General features: G+C 43.4%; 12 protein-coding genes. 8 read left to right on the forward strand and 4 right to left on the reverse strand.

The genetic code is table 11. The features are described from left to right. Positions 1 to 928: 928 nt before the first annotated feature. The 5 genes from H6G32_RS23365 to H6G32_RS23385 all read left to right on the forward strand — a co-directional run bounded on the left by H6G32_RS23365 (position 929) and on the right by H6G32_RS23385 (position 5,827). Positions 929 to 1,210, forward strand: a complete 282-nt coding sequence (locus H6G32_RS23365) for a 4a-hydroxytetrahydrobiopterin dehydratase (protein WP_190462659.1) — start codon at positions 929 to 931, stop codon at positions 1,208 to 1,210. Between the two features lie 385 nt (positions 1,211 to 1,595). Beyond that, the gene (locus H6G32_RS23370; RefSeq protein ID WP_190462661.1) at positions 1,596 to 3,335 is read left to right on the forward strand and encodes an iron uptake porin; all 1,740 of its coding nucleotides are present in this window, start codon (positions 1,596 to 1,598) and stop codon (positions 3,333 to 3,335) included. Positions 3,336 to 3,618: 283 nt separating this feature from the next. Further along, a complete protein-coding gene (locus tag H6G32_RS23375) occupies positions 3,619 to 4,056 on the forward strand; it encodes an RrF2 family transcriptional regulator (protein WP_190462663.1) in 438 nt (145 codons plus the stop codon). A 99-nt stretch (positions 4,057 to 4,155) separates the two neighbouring features. After that, entirely contained in the window at positions 4,156 to 5,118 is a 963-nt protein-coding gene (gene cysK, locus H6G32_RS23380; protein WP_190462665.1) for a cysteine synthase A, read from the forward strand. 16 nt (positions 5,119 to 5,134) lie between these two features. Beyond that, positions 5,135 to 5,827, forward strand: a complete 693-nt coding sequence (locus H6G32_RS23385) for a J domain-containing protein (RefSeq protein WP_190462667.1) — start codon at positions 5,135 to 5,137, stop codon at positions 5,825 to 5,827. Here H6G32_RS23385 and H6G32_RS23390 read toward each other — a convergent pair. After that, positions 5,817 to 6,098 carry a hypothetical protein gene (locus tag H6G32_RS23390; RefSeq protein ID WP_190462668.1) on the reverse strand — a complete coding sequence of 94 codons (282 nt, stop codon included), beginning with the start codon at positions 6,096 to 6,098 and terminating at the stop codon, positions 5,817 to 5,819. The two genes, H6G32_RS23385 and H6G32_RS23390, sit on opposite strands and share 11 nt — an antisense overlap. 165 nt (positions 6,099 to 6,263) lie before the next feature. On the opposite strand from H6G32_RS23390, the gene H6G32_RS23395 reads away from it, so the two are divergent. Next, complete coding sequence (locus H6G32_RS23395) at positions 6,264 to 7,136, forward strand: 6-carboxytetrahydropterin synthase (protein ID WP_190462671.1); 873 nt, start codon at positions 6,264 to 6,266, stop codon at positions 7,134 to 7,136. Positions 7,137 to 7,199: 63 nt separating this feature from the next. Here H6G32_RS23395 and H6G32_RS23400 read toward each other — a convergent pair whose 3' ends face one another. The 3 genes from H6G32_RS23400 to H6G32_RS23410 all read right to left on the reverse strand — a co-directional run bounded on the left by H6G32_RS23400 (position 7,200) and on the right by H6G32_RS23410 (position 11,295). Further along, entirely contained in the window at positions 7,200 to 8,147 is a 948-nt protein-coding gene (locus tag H6G32_RS23400; protein WP_190462673.1) for a PrsW family intramembrane metalloprotease, read from the reverse strand. Further along, positions 8,140 to 9,084, reverse strand: a complete 945-nt coding sequence (locus H6G32_RS23405; protein ID WP_190462675.1) for a class I SAM-dependent methyltransferase — start codon at positions 9,082 to 9,084, stop codon at positions 8,140 to 8,142. The genes H6G32_RS23400 and H6G32_RS23405 overlap by 8 nt, the downstream gene beginning before the upstream one ends. A 522-nt stretch (positions 9,085 to 9,606) precedes the next feature. After that, positions 9,607 to 11,295, reverse strand: coding sequence for a DUF3352 domain-containing protein (locus H6G32_RS23410; protein ID WP_190462676.1), 1,689 nt, complete (start codon positions 11,293 to 11,295; stop codon positions 9,607 to 9,609). 509 nt (positions 11,296 to 11,804) lie between these two features. Between H6G32_RS23410 and H6G32_RS23415 the strand changes: the two genes are divergently transcribed. Then, positions 11,805 to 14,390 (forward strand): M1 family metallopeptidase, encoded by a 2,586-nt coding sequence (locus tag H6G32_RS23415; RefSeq protein ID WP_190462678.1) that lies wholly within the window; start codon positions 11,805 to 11,807, stop codon positions 14,388 to 14,390. A gap of 647 nt (positions 14,391 to 15,037) precedes the next feature. After that, positions 15,038 to 16,258: a glycosyltransferase gene (locus H6G32_RS23420; RefSeq protein WP_190462681.1), complete on the forward strand. Its 1,221-nt coding sequence runs from the start codon at positions 15,038 to 15,040 to the stop codon at positions 16,256 to 16,258. Positions 16,259 to 16,322: the final 64 nt, after the last annotated feature.

Below are 16,322 nucleotides of genomic sequence, written 5' to 3' on the forward strand. Positions count from 1 at the left end.
TATTAACATAAAGGCGCGTGGGACACACGCCCTCAAAGCTCAATCAATGTCCTCATAGAGGAGTCGTTGAGAAGCCCACACTCACCCGAAGGGGAGTGTGTGGAGTATGTCACCATTCATCATTCTGCAATGAGCCTCCGCCTGTTGGTGGGGGTTTTTTATTTATAGTTAATCTCAAGTCTTCTCATCTAGAATTTTGTGTGCTATAGTCATTCAAGGTGACAAACCCAGAGCAAAACGCTCTAAACTTTTGAAATTAAGACCACTTAGGCAACAAGGAGGTGATGCCCATGATAGAAAGTAGTAAATGCATGGGTCATCAGGTTGTAGTTAGCCGGCTGTGTGCCGGGGCTGTTCTCTAAAAGTTAGCCTTAGTTATCCTGAGATACTAAGTTAGCTCAAGTAGCTAGGCAAGCTCGGAGTTCCTTCCGGCAGTCTGGTTACAACCTGAAGACCCGCTAGACCGCTCTGATTTAGATCATCTGATCTGAACCAGAGCGGATAGTTGTTTATGGGTAACTTTTGATTTATTGATATCCACCTTTCATCCCCTGCTATATAAAACCTAGACAAAGCTAGACTTTACTTTCTACTTCAACGGGAGCATGGGAGCGGTTATCCCACCCTACGGGAAGCAAGCTACAGTAGACTTACACGCTGTAGCCCAACGCAATCTTTATTTTTTTCAGATTCTCAAAAAGACTATCACTATCATTGCTTGGTTTTCGCGTCAGCAACAGTCTTATTCAATATTTGAGACATTGAAATTATATATCGAGTATTTGATTTTTTCAACTAAAATATATTGACTTTTGTCAATACATATATAGCTTTGTCTAGAAAATTGTCGGCTTAGGACTAGCTCCACTCCGCTACGATTGAGGGAAGAGTTTTCTTGGTGAATTTTGATAAATAGGGACTTTTGAAAATGGCGCAACTACTTACACAAGCAGAAATTCAATCACGGGCCAGTGTTCTGTCAGGTTGGACAGTCGAGGGGTCAAAATTGCAGACCACCCGTAAATTTAAAGATTTTATCCAGGCAATTGAGTTTGTTAATAAGTTAGTGGAACCTTCTGAGTCATCTGGACATCATCCAGATATAGAGGTTTCTTACAACAAAGTGAAAATTACGCTGACAACACATGATGCAGGTGGGTTAACGCAAAATGACTTTGATCTAGCGGGAGTAATTTCCCAAATCGGCTAAGAGATTTTTTATCACCAGTATCTTAGCTTCTACGCTTTTAACTTAGGTGAGTAGGGAATGATGAATACTATCTGCCCTACTTCATACTGGGATTATGGACGTCATACATTTGGCTTATATGGTGACAGTTGATCAGAATCATCGTTTTTATCTTGATCATCTGAATTAGATGGTCTATAATGATAAGCTATGAAGGTGTGTTTTTGCATAAGTTAATCACATAAGTGTTTAACCATAAATTAACCAGTTATTAGCTTTGCAAAAACTAAAATTGTAGTAGTGGCAGCTATACCTCATCCACAGGTGCCAACAAAGATGTCGCATTTCTGAGAATTAGGTGCAGCGAACACTATTACCTATATAAGGTGTGAGGAGAAAAGGAAACATGTCTAATCTCTTGTGGAAGTCCTTGGTGGTTAGCCCAGCAGTTTTAGGAGCAACGTTGTTAGTTTCGGCAACAGCAATTGCGGCTCCAAATACAGCCACTGAAGTAACAGTATCGTCAATTGAAAATCAAGGCACAACAGAAGTTGCCCAACAGCCGGAAATCTTGGCCCAAGCAGTAAATGATGCCAAGGTGCTGGATCAAGTTAAACGCTACAGCAACGAAGGTAATACAACTCAGTCTCAAGTAACATCGGTTTCTCAATTCTCCGATGTGCAACCAACTGACTGGGCGTTCCAGGCTTTGCAGTCTTTGGTTGAGCGCTATGGTTGTATTGCAGGTTACCCGAATGGTACTTATCGCGGTAACCGTGCTTTGACCCGTTACGAATTTGCCGCTGGTTTAAATGCCTGTTTGGATCGAGTTAACGAATTGATTGCCACAGCAACAGCTGATTTGGTGACAAAACAGGATTTAACAACATTACAACGGTTACAAGAAGAATTTTCTGCTGAACTAGCAACTCTACGGGGTCGTGTAGATTCCCTAGAAGCGCGGACTGCTGAACTGGAAGCAAATCAGTTCTCCACTACCACCAAACTGGTTGGTGAAGCCATTTTTGCGGTAAGTGATGCCTTTGGGGGTAATACTGGTGATGCCAACAATACTGTTTTCCAAGACAGAGTACGCTTAGGCTTACAAACCAGCTTCACCGGTAGAGATGTATTAACCACCCGTCTGGTAGCTGGTAACGCGTCAGCCTTTGACATAAGAGGCAACAATAATGCAACTCTTACCAATACCGGAGAAGGCACACAGACATATGAAGTTGGTGGCACTGGTACCAACGATGTGAGAATAGACCGCTTGACTTATGAAGCTCCTGTTGGGCCTGCTCAAGTTTACTTGGCAGCGGCTGGAGGGCAACATAGTCACTATGCTGCTGTTAACAACCCTTACTTCTTCGACAAGACTGACGGTGGTAATGGTGCATTGTCTACCTTCGCTTCGGAAAATCCCATCTATCGGATTGGTGGTGGTGCAGGTATAGCACTTAGTGTACCCTTTGGTAAACCCGGCGGTGTCTTGAACTCAAGTTCACTAACTCTAGGTTACTTAGGGTCAGAAGCAAATGACCCTGGTTCTGGTGCAGGTGTGTTCAACGGCAATTATGCGGCCCTAGGACAGTTGAACTTTAGTGTTGGCGATCGCATAGGCTTGGCTGCCACCTACGTCCACGGTTATAACGGCACAGGTGGGACTTTATTCGATGGGGGCGGTACACTAGGCGCAAACTCGCCTACTCCTTTAGTAGGTACTAGAGCCGCCAACACTCTCAGTACCACAGATGCGTCTTCCAGCAATTCCTACGGAATTTCTGCAGCCTTCAGACCTAGCGAGAAACTGTCAGTTAGCGGCTTCGTCTCTTACCACGATGTCACAGGCTTTGGTGCAGGTGATGATTATGAAGCTTGGAGCTACGGACTAGGGCTTGCTTTACCTGACTTTGGTAAGAAGGGTAATGTATTGGGTATTTTCGGCGGCGCACAACCCTATGCTCTGAACCGAGGTACTCTTGGTGGTAACAAAGTTCCATATCAGATTGAAGGCTTCTACAAATATCGCGTGTCTGATAACATCTCCGTCACACCTGGTATTATCTGGTTGACGGCTCCTGGTCAAAGCAGCAACAGCGACGATGCAATTATCGGTACTCTCAGAACAACTTTCACCTTCTAGAGCGTTGACAATTTGCCAACAAGTTTTTTGAAATTTATTGCTCCCCGCCATCAGGCGGGGTTTTTTGTTTTCAGTCAGGGCACGGAATAAACCCCAGTGGATAACCGGAGTATACTAGAAAAGGTTATGAGCGATCGCCTATTGCTAAAGGGAACGCGAACAGCATATCGCTGAGGCATCAGCGCCGAAGACAGTGTAGCTTGCGCCTCAGCGATAGCGCTGGTGCTTTGGTGCATCGGTCTTAACTTTCCCCTAAACCCAATTACCACTTATTTTGCTGCCTGTGGAACTATCATGTAAATCTGAATACGCAATTCTGGCCTTATTAGAGATGGCGACTCATTACAGCAGTGGCGAACCGATGCAAATTCGACAAATTGCCGCACAACAAAATATTCCTGATCGCTATTTGGAACAGCTACTGGCAACCTTGAGGCGTGGGGGTATAGTCAAGAGTCAACGGGGTTCCAAAGGTGGCTATCTCTTGATGCGAGAACCTTGGAAAATTAGCATTTTAGAGATTTTGGAATGTTTGGAAGGGTTAGATGTGCGAACCTATGAGGAAGATATAAATCCCAAAACGGTAGATAGTTCAGTCGTCGCGGAAATCTGGCTAGAAGCAAGTCAGGCAGTTAGTTCAGTCTTGCAAAAATATTCGCTTCAGGATCTTTGTGAAAAACGAGATTCACGACGCCAGTTAGATATCATGTACTACATTTAGTGAAATACCTCAACCTGCTTCGTTGAAGGTGGGGCATAACGACAATCAGGTAAATGACCTAATAACTAAGGAATCAAGACTCAGGAATAAGGAATAATTATGCGGATTGCTCGTAACATTACAGAACTGGTTGGTCGTACACCCCTAGTGCAATTGAACCGTATCCCCCAAGAGTCAGGGTGTGTTGGTCAAATTGTGGTGAAACTGGAAAGCATGAACCCATCGGCTTCAGTCAAAGACCGAATTGGGGTGAGTATGATTAATGCTGCCGAGAAAGAAGGGCTGATTGCTCCTGGTAAGACATTATTGGTTGAGCCTACATCGGGAAATACAGGAATTGCTCTGGCAATGGCAGCAGCAGCTAAGGGTTATCGCTTAATTTTGACGATGCCGGAAACCATGAGTGGGGAGCGAAGGGCAATGTTACGGGCCTATGGGGCTGAACTGGAACTAACACCAGGAATTGAGGGCATGAGTGGGTCAATTCGACGGGCCCAAGAGATAGTGGAAATAACGCCCAATGCCTATATGTTGCAACAGTTCCGCAATCGGGCGAATGCCCTCGTACATCAGGAAACTACAGCAGAGGAAATCTGGGAAGATACTGATGGACAGGTTGATATAATTGTGGCAGGGGTGGGTACAGGTGGTACAATTACTGGTGTAGCGGAGATTCTGAAAAAACGCAAGCCGAGCTTTCAGGCGATCGCAGTAGAACCAGCCAATAGTCCAGTGTTATCTGGAGGCAGACCAGGCCCACACAAAATCCAGGGTATTGGCGCTGGGTTCATTCCCCAAGTGCTACAGCTAAAATTGATTAATGAAGTGATTACCGTCACTGATGAAGAAGCAATTGATTACGGACGACGTTTGGCAAAAGAAGAAGGGCTACTATCTGGTATTTCTAGCGGAGCAGCTTTATGTGCCGCTATTCGCGTCGCTCAACGTCAAGAAAACGAAGGCCGCTTAATTGTAATGATTCAGCCCAGTTTTGGGGAAAGATATTTGAGTACACCGTTGTTCCAAGACCTAGAGGCAAAGGTAGGAGCTAGCATTAGCTAACAATAAAATCGGATTCATGGTCGATTCTAACCATTACAAAACCCTGAAAGTTGATCCTAATGCCAGCCTGGCGGAGATTAAGCAAGCTTATCGCCGCTTGGTAAAATTATTTCATCCTGACACTCAACAGGAAACAGCGGATCACGAGCAAATTATTCGCATCAATGCAGCTTATGAGGTCTTAGGAGATACACAAAGCCGCTTAAATTATGACCAAAAATTGCAAAATAGCTCCCAAAAATTAAATAGCTCTCGGCAGCCGCGTACAGCATCCTCCCAAAAGCGTCACCAGACAACAAGACCAACTGGACGGGATGCTGATGAACTGGTTGAAGAATGGCTGCGCTTAGTTTATAAACCAGTTAATCGCTTGCTTTGCGGCATTCTCAGTTCTCTAGAGGAACAAATCGAGGAATTAGCCGCTGATCCTTTTGATGATGAATTGTTAGACGAATTTCAGGATTATTTAGAATCCTGTCGAGATGATCTTAAAGAAGCTCAAATTAAGTTTCGTTCTTTGCCGAATCCTCCTAGTTTGGCAGCTACCGCTGCTCACATCTATTACTGTCTGAGTCAAGTTGGTGATGGAATAGAGGAGTTGGCATATTTTCCGTTGAGTTACGATGAACGTTATTTACACACTGGTCAAGAACTATTCCGTATAGCTACGAGGTTGTACCAGGAAGCACAAGTATCAGTTAATAAATAAAGTTCAGATTTCGCTCTAATGTACCACCAACAGCATAAACCGCATTAAAGCCGATTCGTCCTGCCCAAATTGGCGCATCAGCCTGTTTAGCTTGTAATCGGCTACTTGTGATGGTTAAATCATCACCGATTTCATATTCACCCGTTTCTACATTAATAGAAATAATTTTGCCGATGTTCTCTGCTGTTTCCACTTGGGGACAGATGCTCTTTTGGTAGAGTTCTTTGCCGCGTTGGGTAATTTCTTCACCACTAAGTTTAGGGTAAGGCATAGAGGTAATTTACAAGTTAAAGTTATTAGAATCTTGCGATTATTCTAAGACAGAAGGTAGAATCAGCAGTTAATCTCTTCCTACTGAGATCACTGACGGACAAATTAGTTTATACTGATAACAGTGAAAGATTAAGAAATTTTAAATTCTGTTCCCAGTGTACTCATGCAATGCATTGTAAATCGCCGCGCTCAGTTTTCGGCAAGTCATCGGTATTGGTTGCCAGAACTCACTGAAGCCGAGAATATTGAAAAATTTGGTGCTTGCACTAGATTTCCTGGACACGGGCATAACTATGTCTTATTTATTTCCCTGGCTGGGGAATTGGATAAATATGGCATGGTGCTGAATTTGTCTGATGTGAAACAGGTAATTAAGCGGGAAGTTACCAGCCAATTAGACTTTTCTTATCTCAATGATGTGTGGGCAGATTTTCAAGAAACTCTCCCCACCACTGAGAATATTGCACGGGTGGTTTGGCAGCGCCTAGCACCCCACTTGCCTTTAGTCCGCGTACAGTTGTTTGAACATCCTGAACTTTGGGCAGATTATATGGGAAACGGAATGGAAGCTTACCTCAGTATTAGTACGCACTTTAGCGCCGCCCATCGGCTGGCTCATCCTGACCTCAGTCTTGAGGAAAATACGGAGATTTATGGGAAGTGTGCCCGTGTTAATGGACACGGACATAATTACCATTTAGAAGTGACTGTGAAAGGGGAAATTGACCCGCGCACAGGGATGATTGCCGATTTAGGTGCTTTGCATCAGGCGATCGCAGATTATGTGGTAGAACCATTTGATCACACCTTTCTCAACAAGGACATTGCTTTCTTTGCCGAAGTTGTACCAACGGCTGAGAATATCGCTCTGTATATTAGTAATGTGTTGCGATCGCCGATTCAGGAATTAGGCGTCAAGCTTTACAAAGTTAAGCTGATCGAAAGTCCTAATAATTCCTGCGAAATCTACACCACTGAGTCAGAATCAAACTCAGTCCCTAGGGTAGAAACTGCGCCTGTTTTGGCGAGAGTTTAAGCAATTGGATATAGGGGCATTGGCAATCATTGACATGCCCCATTGTCTAACCCAGATCAAATTTCAAAAATACCGACGACGGGCTGAACGTCGCAAATAGCGATAAATTAACCAGCCTAAAACTCCCAAACTGAGGTTTACCAGCAATTGAAGGAGTATAAACCTGGAAACATCGCGGTATAAAAGCTGTGATGGCCTTAAGGGAAGAAGTTTTCTGATTAAGATAAATAGACCAAAAAGAGCATTGCCACTGAGTAAGAGAGCAAATACCACTAGACCCCGCTGCCAGTAACGCTGCTGAAGTGTATAACCTGATATCAAGGGAATAGGGCGTTTACCTTGGACTTTCCGCAGTAGTTGTTCCAGCCGCCAAAACATCCACAACAGAAATGGAAATAAACCATAACTGAGAAAACGTAGAGGTGGTGAATAACCCCAAGCACTAGATAGGATATTTGCTAGGGCATGACAGATAACAGAATTTAGCCAAGCCCTAGGAATCAAATTCCTGTCTCGATTTAAGCGAATGCTGGAGGAAATATATATTGCCCAGGCATAACCCCAGGGGGCAGAAAACATGGCATGAACTGGTGTGCCAATGCTACGTTCAAAAGCTGATGCTGTACCGTGAAAAAGGTAAACCCAGTTTTCTTCGGCAGTGAATCCGAGGGCAACGGCCATGGTGAAGAGGAAAACAGTAGTAGCACGTAATCGATACCTGCGTTGGAGATGGTAGGTTGGGATCACAACTGCTGCTAACTTGCAACCTTCCTCAATTAGCCCTACTTCCACCAGCTGTCTTAGAGCCTGACCTAGGAATGAGCGGGGTATCTGTTGCCAATGTGCAACCCATTCTTCCAGTCCGAGGGCGAGAAAACCAGAGATTGCCCCGAAGATAAAAAACAATAACAGATGTGACAGGGGTGGGGCAGCAGGGATACGACGGTAGTAGAGCAACAGAAACAGCCCTGGTGGTATGACTGCCCATAGCAGTAGAGAGGAATCAGCCACTCACCTGAGCAATTACAGTACGGTGACGGTGGGTGTTGCTAGTGATAGTCGGAGTTTGAAAACCCGCCTCAACTAGGGCTTGCTCAATGTCTAAAGTGAAATATTCATCTAAATAAGGCTCAGTACTTTTGAGCAGGGTCAAAATGTAAGGGGCCATCTTCTTGTAAATTTCCGATTTAGGATTCATATCCATGATTGCCAAGTAGCCACCCGGACGCAGTAGACGCCGGGCTTCTGCAAAAATCTGCCTGGTTGCTGACTGGGGTAATTCGTGGCACATCAGAAAAATAGAAACTAAATTAAACGAGGCATCTGGTAAGCCAGTAGATTCAGCAGCAGCATGAACCCAGTTGATTTTAGCCTGACGTTGCTGTGAGCGGTAGTCGGCAACGGCTAAGAAGTAGGGAGATAAGTCTAAGCCTGTGATTTTGGCATCGGGATAAACTGCTTGTAGGGCAAAAGTGCTCATACCCACACTGCAACCCAAGTCGAGGATGTCTTCTGGTTGATGGGAGATTTGGGAAATGAGGATTTCGTGGTAACTTTGACGCAGTTTGCGATCGCCTTGGGCGGGGCGTAGCCCATCGCCTTGGGCTTGGGCATCCTGCCAAATCTTAGCATGGACAGCGTGAGCAGCAGATTCCACTTCAAAAGCGGCAAGCCAGCTGAGATTTCCAGTTTCGTAGGCGTGAAATGAGGTGACGTAGTAATCTGGGTAGCAAAGTTGAGGATTTTCTACTTTAGCTAAATTGGTTGACCAATCACGTGCCTGGAGCTTCTCTACTTCTTGCGTCCAAAAAACACCAATTTTTTCAGCCCGTTTAATCATCATTTGTCTGGCTTGGTGCTTGGCGAAGTTGGCTAAGGGCTTGATTGCCAGGATGCCATTCACTAACCGGGAGACAAAGTCAGGAGCAGTTTTTAGAGCAGCAGTCATAAATCAATTTGCGTTTAACAGCCTTTTTTACTTATGACATAGTTGCGGTCGGTCAGCCTAGAATTGTAAAGATTTTTTTCGTCAAAGATGAACTGGCAGGTTTTAACCTGCCTATCATGGCTTTGATGGGGAATAGGGGTTTCATTAAAGTTATCCTTTCATTGGCGGTTCCTTACCCAAAATCTACTCTTTAGCCCTCTTTTGTCACTTTCCGGGAGGGCAATTTCTGAAAGCCTTATCAACCAATCAATCCAACCTATCCTATTAGAAAAAAATGGGTGTTGTATTTATTCTTAGAAAGAAATTGTGCAATCGCTTGGTAGATAAAAGCTCTAGAATTCAGAAATGGCAAATGTTTTCGGAGAGTGACAGAAGAGGGATAATATCGGCATTTAATAACCTGCTATCCCCGGTTTTATACAATCCTCTCGCTATTCATGTTTAGGTAGAAAAAAGAGTAAGATTGAGCAAATTTAGCTAAATTTTTTGGAACTGCATTTACCCCATTCTGATTAATTAATCCTACTTGGCTGTACTTGGTTTGAGAGCCAGCAACATCTCCACTTGAGTGGTGGATTTATCGGGGCTAACAGCGGTAACACCAAAACCACGGATGGAACCCAGGATGGCACTGGTTTGTGGCTCTATGGGTTGACCTTGGGCGGCAAAACGATTAATCAGGGTGACGGCTTTCTCCATATCAAGGTAGAAGTAGCCGCCATTGGGCTGTTGCAATGAACCAGTCACGGTTTTAAAATTGTCGCTATTATCGAGAGATTGACCTTTACGATCTGCTAGGACGTCAGCAACGGGGCCACCAAGAGCGAGAAATACAGTATCTTGGTCTAGCCAACCATGTGCTAATAAAGCTCCTTGTTGGGGAATTTGCCATTCGGTAATGTTTTTACCGCCAATAGTTCTTTGGGCGATGCTCAGGGATTGCTTTTTGGCTATGTCATCTAGTTTAGTGAAGGTGGCTTCTGCTGTTTTGCGATCGCTTGTGTCAAATACTAAAGCTCCCCCAAAACCAAAATTTGCCAACACACCCTGATTAGATTGCACAGCACCAAAGGCAAATTCTCCATTCATCCACCCGAAAATATCTTTATCTAAGTCAATATTGACTGATTTTAGTGGTGCGCGAAGCTGTTCAATAGACTGCTTAAATTCAGGATAATCTTTTGACTGCTCGGTGAGGGTTTGCCAGGTACGGCTGATACCCTGTCCGCTAATGAGAGCAATCGTATCAGTGGGAAACTGCCCCACTATTTTAGCGGGAGTGGTTTGATACTGAAATTTGTTCAGTTGCGGATCTAAATTGGCGATCGCTTTTAATCGCAGTCCGGCATCATCAACACCAATACCCGCCACCATAGATTTCACCTGCTTCAATTGTGTCAGGGTTTGTGGAGGTAACGGCGTCCCCTGAGGATTCAAGGCTGCCAATTGTTTGACTACGTTCCCATAGTCAGGTATGTAGATTTGGGCCAGGGTGTTTTTGACATCCACACCTTTGCTGAGAATACTACTTGCGCCTTCTTTGCTTGCAAAAGAAGCTTCACCTTTAAAGGTGTCAATTGCCTTCTCTACAGCTTGCTTAGACGGAGCTAATACCAAATGGCTATTATCCAAAACTACGGTGTAAGTTGGTTTACCCTTGCTTGTAGTTTCGACAATTTTTTGACCTTTGTAGTCAGATTCTTGGATTTTGACTCCTTTTTGTCCTTTCAATTTGTTACCAAAATTTAACGCGCCGAGTTTATCCTTAATTCCTACCACCAACAGGATATTGGATTCCTGCTGTGCCTTGATCGGGACATTTAGTTCAGCAGGTGTTTTCAACTGGGCTGGTTGAGTTGGATTTGCTGGCAATACAGCAATCATCACCCCACCAATCCAAGGTTTTACATCTTTTTCATAAGAAATTTCACTATCCTTCAATAGGTTTTTATCAAAGTCTTGTAGACCTTTTGCCACTAACTGTTGTGCTTGTGGAGTGCCAAACTGCTGCAACTTTGCCCAGGCTTGGGAGTCAGTGGTAATGTAAGTTGCTATTAATGCTGTGGAAGGTACTAGTTTAGCACTACCCAGAGCGCTGGAAATATCTCCAGCGGGCCCCCCCTTAAAATATATATAGGCAGCTACACTTCCTGCCACGACTAGAGCAGCGCCAACAGCAGGAATTAAAAACTTTGATTTACTTTCAGGCATTATTATCCTTTTTTCCGCAAATTTTTACCGAGGCAGATACAAGGGTCATTGTAGAGTTTTTTGATTTAATCACAATCTCCACTACTTTATCGGTAATTAACAAAAAAAGTAGTATTTTACACAGTAAACGCTCGTAATTCCTCTAAAAAATACTTCAACACGGCCAGGGGCAAATCCGCAAATGAGTTGTTATTCTTCTAGAAAAAAATAGTTACCCTAACAGCAACAAGCTGTTCTAAGCTATAGAAATAGTTGGTAGTATTTGTACTTAAAAGGCATCTATCGCGGCGCAAGATACTCTTGACACGATGACAAAATAGTGCAAATTGTCAGATGACATTCAAGGGAGGCAGATGTGGGAGCAAGATGGGGAGATTGATGCAAATTCCCAACCCCAGAGGGGAATCCTGCCAAATTGCCAAATTTATTTGGGAAATATACCCAAAATCTCTATTTTTCTGAACTACAGCCAGCTAGACTTTTCAGGATTACAAGTTCATTAAGGATCTATGTCGCAGTCTTATTTTGATACAGAGAATAACGGCCACAAACCTTTTGAGTTACCAGGAGCAAAACCCCACTACAACCCTGATCGACCCGGACAAGTAGAGCATATTTTTCTCGATCTCAGCTTGGATATCCCGACCCAAAGTTATCAGGGCAGTTGCTGCATTCGTCTATTACCTATTCGCAATGGACTTGACCGTTTGACTTTGGATGCTGTCAACTTGAATATCCAGTCTGTGGAAGTGGACGAAGTACAGCAGAAGTTTGATTATGACGGAGAACAACTGACCATCCAACTTTCGCAACCAACGCAGATTGGTAAACGGTTGTTAATCGCGATCGCCTATTCGGTAGAAAAACCGCAACGCGGTATTTACTTTATTCACCCTGACCAACACTACCCCAACAAGCCTACCCAAGTCTGGACTCAAGGAGAAGACGAAGACTCTCGCTACTGGTTCCCCTGCTTTGACTACCCAGGACAATTGTCTACTTCTGAAATTCGCGTTAGTGTTCCTCAACCCTTGGTAGCTATTTCCAACGGCGAACTAATTCATACATTAGAAGATGGCGAACGGCAAATCTACCATTGGTCACAGCAGCAAATTCATCCTACCTACTTGATGACTTTAGCGGTAGGCGACTTTGCCGAAATTCGGGATGAGTGGCTTGGGTTACCCGTTACCTACTACGTAGAAAAGGGCAGGGAGAAAGATGCCAAACGCAGCATGGGTAAAACTCCGAGGATGATCGAATTTCTCAGCCAAAAGTATGGTTATCCCTACCCTTACCCCAAATATGCTCAAGTTTGCGTCAATGACTTCATTTTTGGCGGGATGGAAAACACCTCCACCACCCTGTTAACCGATCGCTGTTTACTTGATGAACGGGCAACATTAGATAACCGCAGTACCGAAAGTTTAGTTGTTCACGAACTAGCCCATCAGTGGTTTGGCGATTTAGTAGTAATTAAGCATTGGTCTCATGCTTGGATTAAAGAAGGGATGGCTTCTTACTCTGAAGTGATGTGGACAGAACAGGAATATGGTGTACAGGAAGCCGCTTACTATCGGTTATTAGAAGCCCGGAGTTATATTAACGAAGATAGTAGCCGCTACCGCCGACCGATGGTAACTCATATTTATCGGGAAGCCATTGAACTTTACGATCGCCACATCTACGAAAAAGGATCTTGTGTTTATCACATGATTCGGGCAGAATTGGGAGACGAATTATTTTGGCTAGCAATCCATACATTTGTTCAAGACAACGCCCACAAAACCGTCGAAACAGTAGACTTACTCCGGGCGATTGAAAAAGCAACTGGCCGTAATCTCGCCTTTCTCTTCGACCAATATGTTTATCGTGGTGGTCATCCCGATTTTCAAGTGGCTTACTCTTGGGATGGAGATGCTAATTTGGCAAAACTGACAGTAACTCAAACCCAAGCAAGTGCTGAAAAAAATGGCAACAAGGAATTATTTGACCTAAAAATCCCCATTGGTTTTGGTTATACACAGCAGAACTCAGAACTAACAACTTTTACCTTGCGGATTAATGAACGGGAACAAAGTTTCTACTTCCCGCTGGCAGAAAAACCCGATTTTATCAGCTTTGATGTCGGGAATAATTACCTCAAAACTGTGACTTTAGAATACCCATTACCAGAATTGAAAGCACAGTTAGAATTTGACCCTAATCCCATTTCTCGCATCTATGCAGCAGCAGCTTTAGCGAAAAAAGGCGGGTTAGAAGCAACTAAAGCACTAGCAGCGGCGTTACAAAATGAGCCATTCTGGGGTGTGCGTGTCGAAGTAGCTAAACAATTGGCAGAAATCAAATTAGATCAAGCCTTTGATAGCTTACTTCCGGGGTTAAAAGATAAAAATGCACTTGTGCGGCGATCTGTAGTAGAAGTACTAGGGCAAATCAAAACCCATGAAAGCTATAAAGCTGTGAAAAGTTTCGTCCAAGATGGTGATCCCAGCTACTATGTGGAGGCTGCTGCTTGTCGGACAATTGGGGCGATTTCATCTGCTAACTTGGAAGAAAAACCCAAGGAAGAAAAAGTTATCAAGTTGCTGAAATCTGTTTTAGAAGAAAAAGCAGGCTGGAATGAAGTAGTCCGTAGTGGGGCAATTGGCGGTTTAGCTGAACTTAAAACCTCTGAAGCAGCTTTAAATCTGTTACTTGAATACACTAAACTCGGTATACCGCAAATACTACGCCTAGCTGCAATTCGCGCTTTAGGCAAAATTTCTGTTGGCCAACTTCCAGCAAATTTGGAACGGATTTTAGAACGATTAGCAGAATTAGCGAAAGAAACTTTCTTTTTAACCCAAATAGCAGTAGTAGCAGCATTAGGACAAATGGAAACTCCCAAGGCTTTGGGGATTTTGCAATCTTTAGCCGCGCAAACACCAGATGGGCGTGTGCGTCGCTATGCTGAGGAAGAAACTGCCAAAGTGCAAAAGAATATTGGCCCAGAAAAAAGTCTGCGTCAATTGCGTGAAGAACTAGACCAACTCAAACAACAAAACCAGGAACTAAAAAGCCGCTTAGAAAATTTAGAGGCAAAATCAAAGTAGGTAATTGGTAATTGGTAATTGGTAATTGGTAATGGTTAAAAGCTATTACCAATTAGCCAATAAAATTAACTGAATCCTATTGGCTATAGTGTTTGGTATCAAGCTCTTAAGTAAGTATACAAAAAGAAATCAAACTATAGGATTAAGTAAAGTAACAAATATTGAAATTAGCTCGTAGTGAGGGCTTAAGCCCTTATTACAAACATTTAATTATTTACCTTTTTTGAATTCAAAATTCTGTTAGGAAGAATAAAAACAATTTTGAATTAATTAATTCCGAGTACAGGCTCCTACTGATTCTTAGAATCAGCGGTCTACAATCAGTGGGGGCTTGAACCCACCACTGATTGTCTTTAATTTTGAATTTTGAATTTTGAATTCCCCGTTCGCCTTTGGCGTCCCGTAGGGAAGGGGTTGACGTTGCTCTACTTATAGGTAACTGTGGTATGGAAATAGGTTTTTATTCAATTTAATAGTTAAATTGGGCACAACTAATATTTTAGCAGCTAAGGGACATCTGTCTTAAGAAATACAACGAATTGAAGAGGTAATTGAATTAATGTCTAGATAAAACAAAGATTACTTCTGTCTTTAACTGATTTAAATTTACTTGAGAATTTGCACACCTTTTGTGTGGGGTAATCGTCATGCGTAAACCTGTTCTGACGATTTTTTATCAATTTAATCCTTGGCATCCAAGTATTGGAGGAATTCAGACAATAATCAAGGTTTTTATCAAGTATGCACCTAGTGATTTTGTGGTGCGACTTGTAGGCACAGGAAAGGATAAATCTCAGCCGATTATGAAGTGGCAAGCTGCCGAATTGGCTGGGAGAGAAATTAGTTTTTTACCATTATTTAGTTTAGAAAATGATAATATCAGAAGTCGAATTCCCACGACGCTCAAATATACTGCTGCCCTTTTAGGGCGTCGTTTAGCTTCAGATTTTATGCATTTTCATCGGCTAGAGCCAAGTTTAGCCGCCTGGAATTGGCAGGGAGAAAAAACCCTGTTTATTCATAACGATATTCACACACAGATGCAAACTGGAGGTGATAAAAAGGCAATTTTGTGGCGCAGATTTCCCGCAGCTTATTTTGCACTAGAAAGGTTATTAATTCCTCATTTTAGTCAAATATTAGCGTGTAATACTGATGTAGCGCAATTTTATCAGCAGCGCTATCCCAGTTTAGGCGATCGCACTGCATACATCAAAAATTTCTTTGACAACGAAACTTTCTACCCCTTAAGTCAGGCACAACGGCAAGGACAGCGGCGAAAACTAGCTCTCAGACTGGGTTTAGAGGAGGAAACAAGTTTTGTCCTTTTCGCTGGTCGTCTGCATCCACAAAAAGATCCCTTGTTATTAATACGTGCTTTTGCAGCTTTAAATCAACCCCAGACTCACCTACTAATAGCGGGTGATGGGGAGTTAGCGGAGGCAGTATGTGCAGAAATCCGTCGCTGGGGGCTAGAGAAAAGGGTAACAATGCTGGGTGTACTTACCCAAGAGGAACTTGCACACTTACATCGAATTGCTAATGTTTTTGTTCTTTCCAGTGCTTACGAAGGTCTACCCTTGGTGGTTCTAGAGGCACTCTCTTGTGGCACGCCCGTAGTTACAACTAGATGCGGTGAAACTCCAAAATTACTGACTGCTGATAGTGGAATTGTTTGTCAGCAACGGACGCCGGAGTCTATTGCCGATGGGTTACGGCGAGTATTGTTACATCCAGAAGATTATCTAATTGCCTCCTGTGTGGGAACTGCACAACCTTATGCTGCCCGGAATGTGATGGGGAATGTTTACAGCCAAATGCTCAGTCGTTTTCAAAATTCTCTGATTCAAAATGCTTCTTTTAGATAAGCAAAGCTTACAGCATTTTTATGGGTGGGTACAGTAATTTTCAAATCCCGCCAATGGGGTTGAA

It is taken from the genome of Cylindrospermum sp. FACHB-282 (genome assembly GCF_014697195.1).
Lineage (GTDB): Bacteria > Cyanobacteriota > Cyanobacteriia > Cyanobacteriales > Nostocaceae > Cylindrospermum.